This window comes from Streptomyces sp. URMC 127, assembly GCF_051386535.1.
Classification (GTDB): domain Bacteria; phylum Actinomycetota; class Actinomycetes; order Streptomycetales; family Streptomycetaceae; genus Streptomyces.
Map to the genome: position 1 here is coordinate 17,535 of NZ_JBPQTW010000076.1, position 10,755 is coordinate 28,289.

Here is a 10,755-nt window from a genome sequence, read left to right on the forward strand (position 1 = left end):
TCCGGGTCGGCCCGGACACCCCCACGACACGTCTAGTAGCCGCGCATGCGGCCGTCACGTGGTGCGGGCGGCAGCGCGGCGGGCACGTGCCCGCCGCGCTCCCGCCCGTAGTGCGTGTCCCACGCGGCGGGGTAGCCCGACGGGACGTGGTAGCCCAGCTGGCCGGCGTAGCCCTGCTGCCCGCCGTACTGGCCGTGGCCGAGCTGCGGACCGAAGCCCACGAACCTCAGGTCCTCCTCGCCGGAGCGGTCGAAGGGGAGGGCCCGGAACGAGCGGCGGTACTCGGAGTAGAGCGCATCGTAGATCGGGGTGACCGACACGGGATGGCTCTGCGGGGTGGTGTCGCGGGGTGGGCGCATACCGGGGATGTGGTTCGGGTACGGAATCCGCGGGGCAGGCTCGTATGAGTGCACATACGAGCCAACGAGTCCGTGGCCCGGGGGATGCGGGCCCGGCCCGTAATGGGCCGCCGTGCCGTGCCCGGCGGGGTGCACGGGGTGCACGGCGCTCGTCACATACCCGCGAGCGGCATGGACGCCGCGACGAGCCGGCCGGCCGCCGCCGCCCGGTCCAGGGCCTCGCGCAGCAGGTCCTCCCGCGGCTGCGCGCCGATCGTGCCGACGGGCGCGGCGAAGACCAGCACCCGCTTGGTCTTGTTGACCGCCGAGCGCCACTCGGGGGCCACCTGCATCGCCTGGTGGGCCTGCCACCACGCGCTGGGCTGGGCGCCCGCGACGCCCGGCATGAGGATCGCGTGCAGCTGTCCCATGGCCAGCAGTACGGACCAGCCCGGGGTGGGCGGCGGCACCTGCTCCACGGTGGCGACGGGCGCGAAGCCCTGCTCGATCAGCAGCGGCAGGAAGACGTCGACCGGACCGGTGGTCCCCGGGCGGGCGATCGGGCCGAGGGGCTCGACGACGAGCGCCGGGTGCAGGTCGCCCTTGATCAGCACCAGGCCGCTGGTGACGCCCAGCTCGGCCTGTACGGGCCCGTCGGGCGCGGCCTCCAGCGTGGGCATGGCGGCGGGCGCCGGCAGCCGGGGCGCCCCGGCCTGCTCGCCCTCGCCCTGGATGGAGCGCACGGCGCCCTGCAGCTGTTCCTCGGAGACCGTGACGACCTGGGAGGGGATGCAGGCGGCGTGCGCGAAGGCGAGCACGGCCGTCTCCTCGCCGACGAAGAGCACGGTGCTGGTCCGCTCCCGGTCCGTGTCGCCCGGTGTGCGGCAGGACGTGCAGTCGTAGCTGCCCGGGGCGGTGTCGCCGCCCAGCAGTCGTTCGGCCTCTTCGTCGCCGATCTCGGCGCGGACGTCGTCACTGACGTCGAGCATGCGCGGCACGGGTGGCTCCTAGATATCGGTGCGTATCACACGGGGGTTCCCGGTTCGTAAGAGCACAACGGGCGATCCGTGGCAGGGGTCACGCGTAACGAGTTGGTGATCAGGGCCAACCTCACGCGCTACGGCACGGTCTAATCTCTGGGTAGGCGGGCTGGAAGGAACGTCCGCGGCACACGGCTGGGGACGAATGCACATCTCATTCCTGATTCACAACGCGTACGGCATCGGCGGGACGATCCGGACCACGTTCAACCTCGCGAGCACCCTCGCCGAGCAGCACGACGTGGAGATCGTCTCCGTCTTCCGCCACCGCGAGGAGCCGGTCTTCTCGCCCGGCGGCAAGGTGCGCCTGCGCCACCTCGTCGACCTGCGCAAGGGCACGCCCGGCTACGAGGGGGACGACCCGGAGTACGAGCGCCCCGCCGCCGTCTTCCCCGCCACCGAGGGCCGCTACAAGCAGTACAGCGCCCTGACCGACCGGCGGATCGCCGAGCACCTGCGCACCCTGGACTGCGACGTGGTCGTGGGCACCCGCCCCGGCCTCAACGTCCACATCGCCCAGCAGGCCCGCCGCGGCCCGGCCCGGGTCGGCCAGGAGCACCTGACGCTGAGCACCCACTCCCAGCCGCTCAAGCTGACGCTGCGCACGCACTACCCGCGGCTGGACGCCGTCACCACCGTGACCGAGGCGGACGCCGCGACCTACCGCAAGCTGATGCGGCTGCCCGGCGTGCGGGTCGAGGCCGTGCCGAACAGCATCCCCGCCCCGGCCGTGGCCCCCGCCGACGGCACCGGCAAGTGGGTGGTCGCCGCCGGCCGGCTCGCCCCCGGCAAGCGCTACGACGTGCTGATCCGCGCCTTCGAGAAGGTCGTGGCCGAGCGCCCCGACTGGAAGCTGCGGATCTACGGGGCGGGCGCCGAGCGCGCCAAGCTGCGCGCCCTCATCGACAAGCGCGGCCTGTACAACCACGTCTTCCTCATGGGACCCGCCAACCCCCTGGACCCCGAGTGGGTCAAGGGCTCCATCGGTGCCGTCACCTCCAGCCTGGAGTCGTTCGGCATGACGATCGTCGAGGCGATGCGCTGCGGCCTGCCGGTGGTCTCCACCGACTGCCCGCACGGCCCCGGCGAGATCATCGACAACGGCGTCGACGGCCTGCTGGTGCCGGTCGGCAAGGTCGACAAGATCGCCGCCGGGCTGCTGAAGCTGATCAACGACGACGAGCTGCGGCAGCGCATGGGCCGGGCGGCGCTCGCGAGCTCCGCCCGCTTCGACCCGGCGGAGGTCGCCGGCCGCTACGAGCGGCTCTTCGCCGACCTGACGGCCCGCGGCGGCCTGCGCGGCTCGCTGCACCGCACCCGCGGCGCCCTGCTCAGCAGCGCCTTCAAGACCTCGGACGCGAGCCGCTCCGCCCTGCGCCGGGTGCGTGCCGCATGACCCCCGAGCACCCCGAACCCTCCGTGCCCGCGAACCCCGCCGGATCCGGCGGCCCCACCACCCCCGAGGAGAGCACCATCGTGTCTGCTCCGGCACCGCCGCGCGCCGACTGCATCGCGGACTCCGCGGGCGGGCTCACCTTCGACCTCGACGCCCCCGCTTCCGGCCCCGGCGCCGGCGAACCGGGCCACTGGACCGCCGCGCTGGTCCTGCGCCGCCGCGGTGACGACGAGTCCGAGGAGGTCCGCCTGCCGCTCGCGCCCGACGGCGAGGGACGGCTGCGCGCCGTGCTGCCCAGCACCGTCGCGCTCCCCGAAGGCCGCTGGGACGTCTACGCGGCCTTCGCCGACGCGGAGCCCCGCCGCCTCGTCCCCGGCCTCGCCGACCTCAGATCGCTGGTCGACCGCAGACCCGGGCCCAGCACCTCGCCGCTCGCGGTCCGCATCCCGTACGCGACCAAGCACGGCAACCTCTCGCTGCGCAGCTGGCTGCGCGCCCCGCACGCCGAGGCCGGCGACCTCCACCCGGACGCCTCGGGGCTGACCGCCCACGGCCGCCTCTACCGCGTCGCGGACCCGGCCGCCTGGCTCGCGGGCGCCGTCGTGGAGGCCCGCTGCCGCCGCGCGCCCGGCCTGGTCGTCACGGCTCCGGTGAACCAGGAGAATCGGGCGGACGAGGACTCCGCCGAGGACGGCCAGGACTTCTCCTTCACCCTGGACTACGCCCCGCTGGCCGCCGAGTGGCGGGGCGGGCTGGACGTGTGGGACCTGTGGCTGTGCCCGGCGGACGGCTCCGCGCCCGCCCGGCTCGCCCGCCTCCTCGACGACGTGGTCGACAAGCAGCAGATCTTCGCCTACCCCGCGCTGCCCGTCGACGCGGAGTACGCGCCCGCCCAGGCCGGCCCGTACTACACCGGCGACAACGACCTGGCGGTCCGGATCGAGGAGCGCCCGCCCGTGACGGGCTGACCCGCAGCGAGCCCGCCCGCCCCGGCCCGGGCTCCGCTCACGACGGTCCTAACGACGGTCAGGGAGCGGCCGCCCCGGGCGCTTCCGCCGTCTGCGGGGCGGCGGCCCGGGCCACCTCCGGGTGGTGCAGGTCGAAGGCGGGCGACTCGGAGCGGATCCGGGGGAGGGCTGTGAAGTTGTGCCGGGGCGGCGGGCAGGACGTCGCCCACTCCAGCGAGCGGCCGTAGCCCCACGGGTCGTCGACCTCGACCTTCTTGCCGTACCTGGCGGTCTTCCAGACGTTGTAGAAGAACGGCAGGTTGGACAGGCCCAGCAGGAAGGCCCCGATCGTGGACACGGTGTTGAGGGCCGTGAAGCCGTCGGCCGCGAGGTAGTCGGAGTAGCGGCGGGGCATGCCCTGGGCGCCCAGCCAGTGCTGGACCAGGAAGGTCAGGTGGAAGCCCAGGAACAGCGTCCAGAAGTGGACCTTCGCCAGCCGCTCCTCCAGCATCTTGCCCGTGAGCTTCGGCCACCAGAAGTAGAAGCCCGCGAACGTCGCGAACACCACCGTCCCGAACACCACGTAGTGGAAGTGCGCCACGACGAAGTAGGTGTCCGTCACGTGGAAGTCCAGCGGCGGCGAGGCGAGGATCACCCCGGTCAGGCCGCCGAAGAGGAAGCTCACCAGGAAGCCGACGGCCCACAGCATCGGCGCCTCGAACGACAGCGAGCCGCGCAGCATGGTGCCGATCCAGTTGAAGAACTTCACGCCGGTCGGCACCGCGATGAGGAACGACATGAAGGAGAAGAAGGGCAGCAGCACCGCCCCGGTGGCGAACATGTGGTGCGCCCAGACCACCACGGACAGGGCGGTGATCGCCATGGTGGCGCCGATCAGCGTCAGATAGCCGAAGATCGGCTTCCGGGAGAAGACCGGGATGACCTCGCTGATGATGCCGAAGAACGGCAGGGCGATGATGTAGACCTCGGGGTGGCCGAAGAACCAGAACAGGTGCTGCCACAGCAGCGCCCCGCCGCTCGCCGAGTCGAAGACCAGCGAGGAGAACCGCCGGTCCGCCTCCAGCACCAGCAGCGACGCCGCCAGGACGGGGAAGGCGAGCAGGATCAGGATCGACGTGAAGAGCACGTTCCAGGTGAAGACGGGCATCCGGAACATCGTCATCCCGGGGGCGCGCATCCCGATGATGGTGGTCAGGAAGTTGACCGCGCCGAGGATGGTGCCGAAGCCGGAGAGCGCCAGCCCCATGATCCACATGTCGGTGCCGATGCCGGGGGAGCGGACCATGCTGTTCAGCGGGGCGTAGCCGGTCCAGCCGAAGGTGGCGCCGCCCTGCGGCATCAGCAGGCTCGCCACCACGATCAGGCCGCCGAAGAGGTACAGCCAGTACGCGAACATGTTGAGCCGCGGGAAGGCCACGTCCGGGGCGCCGATCTGCAGCGGCATGATCGCGTTGGCGAAGCCGGCGAAGGCCGGGGTCGCGAAGAGCAGCAGCATGATCGTGCCGTGGGCCGTGAAGGCCTCGTTGAACGACTCGTTGGTCATCAGCTGCAGGCCCGGCCGGGCCAGCTCGGCGCGCATCAGCATCGCCAGCAGGCCGCCGGCCAGGAAGAAGGCGAACGAGGTGATCAGGTAGAGATGGCCGATGATCTTGTGGTCGGTGGTCGTGAGCCAGCTGATGACGAGCCGGCCCGGCCGGCGCTCCCGCACCGGGCCGGTGGTCGCCTGCGCGGTGTCCGTCCCCATCTGCGCTCCCTCGATCGCTCGGTCGTGCACCTCGACGGGCTTGCGGGCTCACGCCATGATGCTCGCCCCGCGCCCGGCGCGCGAGGGTGCCTCTGATTCGGAATTGCTTATTCCGGATGCTTCCGGACCGCAGCATTCCTATGACCGTGAACAAGGAACCGCAATATCCGCCCGGTCCCTCTTGTGCTCATTCGGGCCCTCGTCCGGGGTGTATTCGGCGGGGGTTCGGAAAAGGAGGCGTGCATTTCCCGCCCACGCTTTGTGAAGACGCCCCGTCCCGGGCCGTAATCCCCGTGGGAGTGAAAGATTCCACGGCAAACCACTACGGGTTCTCTGTGACAGAAGTGTGACCGCCGGGGGACGGCGGGGGCATGGCCGCGTGCCGCGGCCCGCCCGCCGGCGACCGGGCCCTCCGCTTCCGCCCGGCGGCCGGAGCCGCCTACGGTGACGGGCATGGCACCTCTACCGAACCTCCCCGCCGACCCCGACGACGACCTCACCGCCTACGTGGGCCTCGGCACCGCCGCCGCGGCCGAGCGGGCCCGCGCCCGCGGCTGGACCACCGTGCGCACCCTCGCGCCGGGCACGATCGTCACCATGGAGTACCTGGCGGGCCGGGTGAACTTCGAGGCCGAGGGCGGCGTCGTGAGGCGCTGCTGGAAGGGATGACCACGGCCGGCAACGGACGGCCGGACAACGGCGGCTGACCGGACGACGGCGGCCGACTGGACGACGGCGGTCGACCGGACGACGGCGGCCCCGGAACCTCCGCGAAGGGGTTCCGGGGCCGCCGTCGTTCGTGCGCGTGAGCCCGCGGGCGTCAGCCGCCGACCGTCCGGCCGCGGCCCGTGGCCGGGCCCAGCGGGCTGCGCGGTGCCCGGTCGGGGTTCGGCGGGCGCCGGCTGCCGGTCGGGGTGACCGGGGTGCGCTCCGAGCGCGCCGTGTGCGGCCTGGCCGGCAGGTACGGCCGGCCCTCGCCCGCGCGGACGCCCGCCGTACGGCTCCCGACGCCCACCGGCTCGCGGGCCGGCTGCTCGTCGTCGGCCGGGGCGCGCGGGGCGGCCACGGCCACCGGGGCCACGGGGACGGGCACCAGCGCACCGCGCTCGCGCACCCGGCGCCACAGCGCCAGCAGCCACACCTCGGCCCGGGCCATCGGCGCCTCGAACCAGGGCAGGGCGAGCAGCACCAGCAGGCCCGCGGTCCAGCCGAGGGTCACGTCGCTCATCCAGTGCGTACCGAGGTAGACCGTCGTCATGCCGACGCCCAGGGCGAGGAGCGCGGCGATCACCGAGGCCACCCGGCGGGTGCGCGGCGTGGTCGCCAGATAGGCCAGCACGCCCCAGGTCACCACGGCGTTGGCGGTGTGCCCGGAGGGAAATATGTCGCCGCCCGCGAACATCTCGTTCGAGCCGATCGAGGTGGCGTAGTGCGGACCGAGCCGGCCCATGCCGATCTTCGCCGCGCCCACGGTCGCGTTGAGCAGCAGCAGCGACGTGCCGAGGACCAGCAGCGGGCGCAGCGTCCCCTGCTTGTAGGTGCGCCAGCCGAGCCAGGCGGCCACCGCGACGGCGGTCGGGCCGCGCTGGCCCAGCACCACGAAGTAGTCGAGGAAGGTGTGGATCTCCGGCCACTGCTTGTACGGCCGGAAGAGCATGACCTGCCAGTCGAACCGCACCGGCCAGGACGTGGTGAGCACGCCGACCACGATCGCCAGGTACACCACGGAGGTCGCCACGAAGATCCCCAGGCGGGTCCGGGTCATCCGCGGCCGCACGGGCTCGGTCGGGCGCTCCTCCGCTTGGACGAGCTCGTCGTTGGTACGCACTCAATCGACGTTACATTGAGTGACAGGAAGCTTCGGCCGATCGGGCCTGTTTGTGATGACGATGTGATGTGGAATGCGTCTCAGCCATGACATGCGCCACATTCGATTCCCGGAGACAACCCCGGCACCGGAAATTCGGCAAGCGCTCCGGCCGTCCGCCGGAGCCGATTTCCTGTGTATTCCGCGCCGCCGTTTATCGGGGATTGGCCGGGGCGTTCCGCGGCGTTTTCCGCGGGCCCCGGAAGGCGCCGCGGACGATCACCGCAAAACGATCAGAGGGCCCGGAGACGGTACACGATCACGGGGGCCCGGAGCCGTGCAGCCAGAACGCCCCGTACACCGCCGACACCAGCACCACCGTGCTCACCGTCAGTCCCGCCCGCACCGGCCGTGCCCGCGCGGCGGCCACCGCGAGCGGCAGCAGCAGCGGGAACGCCGGCATCATCAGGCGCGGCTTCGAGCCGAAGTAGCCCTTCGCCGTCAGCGCCAGCAGCAGCACGGCCCCCGCGTACCCGAGCAGCGGCAGCGGCTGGCGCTGCCGCACGCACACCGCGTACAGCCACAGCACCAGGCCCACCCCCACCAGCAGCCCCAGCCCCGCGGGGAACGCCGGTCCCGAGAGCCGCTGCGCGATGAAGGAGCCGAAGGCCAGCCCGCCGTCGAAGCCATTGCCCCAGCCGCCCTGCACGTCCAGATAGCCCGTCGGGCTGCCCGTCCGCACGCCCACCCACGCGAAATAGGCGAGCCAGCCCAACGGCGCGAGCGCGGCGCCCGCCAGCATCCGCGGCAGGGCCGGCCGCTCGCCCCCCTCCCCGCGCCGAAGCTCCCCCTCTTTCCCGCGCCGCGGCTCCCCTTCTTTCCCGCGCCGCAGCGCTGTCAGGACCCCGAGCCACACGGCGAGCACCACCGCCGCACCCACCGGGCGCGTCAGCCCGGCCAGCGCCGCGAACGCCCCCGCCCACACCCAGCGGCCCGTCAGCACCGCGTACAGGCTCCACGCCGCCAGCGCCGTGAACAGCGACTCCGAATACGCCATCGACTGCACGATGCCGACCGGCAGCGCCGACCACAGCGCCACCAGGGCCACACCCGCCCGGCGCCCGTACAGCCGCTCCCCGATCAGGAAGACCGCCCACGCGGCCAGCAGCGAGGACACCGCACTGACCACCAGGCCCGCGTCTCCCGCCGACAGCGGGAAGACCGCCGACAGGCCCCGCTCCAGCCACGGCAGCAACGGGAAGAACGCCAGGTCCGCATGGACCTTGCCGCCCGGAAGGCGGAGGGTGTAGCCGTAGCCGTCCGCGGCGATGCGCGCGTACCAGAGGGAGTCCCAGCGCGCCGAGAGCAGCTGGTGCGGGCTCTTGCCCGCGCAGTACCCCCACACCGCCAGGACCGCGATCCCCAGCGCCCGCACCCCCGCGTGGACCAGCAGGGCGGGCAGCGCCCGGCGCAGCGCGCCACGCGCCCGGAGGGCGGCCCGGGGGCGGTCCGCCCCGGCGCCCGTTCCGGCGGGAGAAACAAGATCAGTCACCGATCAATTGTCCAGCATGCCCGGAGCGCCTCCACGATCGGCCCGGACGGTGACGGTGCACACGGATCCGTGCCCGGGACTCGCGTACGCTGTCGAGTCACTCGCCGACGACGCCGCACGTCCCCAGTCCCCGGGGCCGGCGGGCGGCCGCGAGCGCACGACACGGAGGTGTGAATGTCCGGGACGACCACGGCCGGCCCGCCGCGGGCTGACGGCGTCCCCCGGCAGCGGTACCGGAGCGGACAGCGGCTGCGGCCGCCGTCCGGGCCCGGCGCCGGAGCCGGGGCGAGCCGCTGGACCGTCCTCGTCGTCCTCTGCGTCAGCCTGCTCCTCGTCGCCGTCGACGCGACCGTCCTGCACGTCGCCGTCCCCGCCGTCACCGAGGACCTGCGGCCCGGAGCGATCCAGCTGCTGTGGATCGTCGACGTCTACCCGCTCGTGTGCGCCTCACTGCTCATCCTCTTCGGCACGCTCGGCGACCGCGTCGGCCGCCGCCGGGTGCTGCTGCTCGGCTACGGGATCTTCGGCGCCGCCTCCGCGCTCGCGGCCTTCGCCCCCACCCCGGAAGTGCTCATCGGGGCCCGCGCACTGCTCGGCGCCGGCGGCGCGATGATCATGCCGGCGACGCTGTCGGTCCTCCGCCAGGTCTTCCCCGACCGGCGCGAGCGGGCCCTCGCTGTCGGCGTGTGGAGCGCGGTCGCCGCGGTGGGCGCCGCGGTCGGCCCGCTCCTCGGCGGCTTCCTCCTCGAACACTTCTGGTGGGGATCGGTCTTCCTCATCAACATCCCGCTGATGGCGGCGGCCCTGCCCGTCGGCCGCCGGCTGCTGCCCGAGTCGACCGGCCCCCGCGACGGGCCGTGGGACGTGACCGGTGCGCTGATGGCCGCGTTCGGGCTGTTCGGGCTCGTCCTCGGCGTGAAGCGGGCCGGCACCGGCGACATGCTCTCCCTCGGCACGATCGTCCCCGGCGCCGTCGGGGCGGCCCTGCTCGTCCTCTTCGTCCGCCGGCAGCGGCGGCGGGCCCACCCGCTCGTCGACCTGCGGATGTTCTCCCGGCCCGCCTTCGGGACGTCCGTCGGCTGCATCGTGCTCGCCATGCTCGCGCTCGTCGGGCTGGAGCTGATCGCCGCGCAGTACCTCCAGCTCGTCCTCGGGCTCACCCCGCTGGAGACCGGGCTGCGGCTGCTGCCGCTCACGCTCGCCGCGATGGCCGCCGGGCTCGCCGGCTCGCGCATGCTCCAGCGGCTCGGCCCCCGCACGATGGTCGCCCTCGGCTTCGTGCTGACCGCGGCGGCCGTCGCCTCGCTGACCGCGATGGGCCTGCACGACCGGCCCGGTGTGCTCGTCGGCTGCTTCGTGCTCCTCGGCTTCGGGCTGGAGACCACGCTCTTCGGCGCGTACGAGTCGATGCTCAGCGAGGCGCCCGTGGAGTGCGCGGGCGGCGCCGCGGCGATCGGCGAGACCTCCTACCAGCTCGGCGCGGGCATCGGCATCGCCTTGCTGGGCAGCGTCATGAACGCCGCCTACGCCCCGGGCGTCGCTTCCGTCCCCGGCGTCCCGAGCGCGGCCGGCGCCTCCGCGAGCCACTCCCTCGGCGAGGCGTACGAGGTCGCCTCCCGGCTGGGGGGACCGGCGGGGTCCGCCCTGCGGGTCGCGGCGCGGGACGCGTTCGTGCACGGCCTGCACGTGACGCTGGCGCTGAGCGCGGGGTTGCTGCTGGTGGGGGCGGTGGCGGCGCTGCGGTTGCCGCGGGCGATGGAGTGCGGGGCGGTTGTCCCGGCGGCGGTGGCCGAGGAGGGTTCGGCACCGCCGGTGGCGTAGAGGACGGTTGCGCGCCGTCGCGGCGGAAGAAAATGCCCCGGCCCCACCCTTTCACCGTTTCCCGGGGGCAAGCCCCCGGCCCCTGGGGG

9 protein-coding genes are annotated in these 10,755 nt (G+C 73.4%); 4 read left to right on the top strand and 5 right to left on the bottom strand.

Annotation, left to right across the window (positions count from 1 at the left end):
- Positions 1–32 precede the first annotated feature (32 nt).
- Complete coding sequence (locus ACSNOH_RS17485) at positions 33–359, bottom strand: hypothetical protein (RefSeq protein WP_436722274.1); 327 nt, start codon at positions 357–359, stop codon at positions 33–35.
- A gap of 152 nt (positions 360–511) precedes the next feature.
- Positions 512–1,327, bottom strand: a complete 816-nt coding sequence (locus ACSNOH_RS17490) for a hypothetical protein (RefSeq protein WP_436722285.1) — start codon at positions 1,325–1,327, stop codon at positions 512–514.
- A gap of 196 nt (positions 1,328–1,523) precedes the next feature.
- Between ACSNOH_RS17490 and ACSNOH_RS17495 the strand changes: the two genes are divergently transcribed.
- Both ACSNOH_RS17495 and ACSNOH_RS17500 read left to right on the top strand, forming a co-directional pair.
- Positions 1,524–2,774: a glycosyltransferase family 4 protein gene (locus tag ACSNOH_RS17495; protein WP_436722275.1), complete on the top strand. Its 1,251-nt coding sequence runs from the start codon at positions 1,524–1,526 to the stop codon at positions 2,772–2,774.
- A complete protein-coding gene (locus ACSNOH_RS17500; protein WP_436722276.1) occupies positions 2,771–3,742 on the top strand; it encodes a hypothetical protein in 972 nt (323 codons plus the stop codon). The genes ACSNOH_RS17495 and ACSNOH_RS17500 overlap by 4 nt, the downstream gene beginning before the upstream one ends.
- A 58-nt stretch (positions 3,743–3,800) precedes the next feature.
- Here the strand turns inward: ACSNOH_RS17500 and ctaD are convergent, their stop codons facing one another.
- Positions 3,801–5,486 carry an aa3-type cytochrome oxidase subunit I gene (ctaD, locus tag ACSNOH_RS17505; protein ID WP_436722277.1) on the bottom strand — a complete coding sequence of 562 codons (1,686 nt, stop codon included), beginning with the start codon at positions 5,484–5,486 and terminating at the stop codon, positions 3,801–3,803.
- A 453-nt stretch (positions 5,487–5,939) separates the two neighbouring features.
- Between ctaD and ACSNOH_RS17510 the strand changes: the two genes are divergently transcribed.
- On the top strand, positions 5,940–6,155 hold the full coding sequence (locus ACSNOH_RS17510; protein WP_436722278.1) for an I78 family peptidase inhibitor: 216 nt from the start codon (positions 5,940–5,942) through the stop codon (positions 6,153–6,155).
- A gap of 151 nt (positions 6,156–6,306) precedes the next feature.
- Here the strand turns inward: ACSNOH_RS17510 and ACSNOH_RS17515 are convergent, their stop codons facing one another.
- Both ACSNOH_RS17515 and ACSNOH_RS17520 read right to left on the bottom strand, forming a co-directional pair.
- A complete protein-coding gene (locus ACSNOH_RS17515) occupies positions 6,307–7,314 on the bottom strand; it encodes a phosphatase PAP2 family protein (RefSeq protein WP_436722279.1) in 1,008 nt (335 codons plus the stop codon).
- 298 nt (positions 7,315–7,612) lie between these two features.
- A complete protein-coding gene (locus ACSNOH_RS17520) occupies positions 7,613–8,845 on the bottom strand; it encodes a glycosyltransferase family 39 protein (RefSeq protein ID WP_436722280.1) in 1,233 nt (410 codons plus the stop codon).
- A gap of 174 nt (positions 8,846–9,019) precedes the next feature.
- On the opposite strand from ACSNOH_RS17520, the gene ACSNOH_RS17525 reads away from it, so the two are divergent.
- Positions 9,020–10,666: an MFS transporter gene (locus ACSNOH_RS17525; protein WP_436722281.1), complete on the top strand. Its 1,647-nt coding sequence runs from the start codon at positions 9,020–9,022 to the stop codon at positions 10,664–10,666.
- Positions 10,667–10,755 lie beyond the last annotated feature (89 nt).

Excerpts from the sequence above, each read along its gene's own strand:
- ACSNOH_RS17485 (WP_436722274.1), bottom strand. The coding sequence starts at position 359 with ATGCGCCCACCCCGCGACACCACCCCGCAGAGCCATCCCGTGTCGGTC.
- ACSNOH_RS17490 (WP_436722285.1), bottom strand. The coding sequence starts at position 1,327 with ATGCTCGACGTCAGTGACGACGTCCGCGCCGAGATCGGCGACGAAGAG.
- ACSNOH_RS17495 (WP_436722275.1), top strand. The coding sequence starts at position 1,524 with ATGCACATCTCATTCCTGATTCACAACGCGTACGGCATCGGCGGGACG.
- ACSNOH_RS17500 (WP_436722276.1), top strand. The coding sequence starts at position 2,771 with ATGACCCCCGAGCACCCCGAACCCTCCGTGCCCGCGAACCCCGCCGGA.
- ctaD (WP_436722277.1), bottom strand. The coding sequence starts at position 5,486 with ATGGGGACGGACACCGCGCAGGCGACCACCGGCCCGGTGCGGGAGCGC.
- ACSNOH_RS17510 (WP_436722278.1), top strand. The coding sequence starts at position 5,940 with ATGGCACCTCTACCGAACCTCCCCGCCGACCCCGACGACGACCTCACC.
- ACSNOH_RS17525 (WP_436722281.1), top strand. The coding sequence starts at position 9,020 with ATGTCCGGGACGACCACGGCCGGCCCGCCGCGGGCTGACGGCGTCCCC.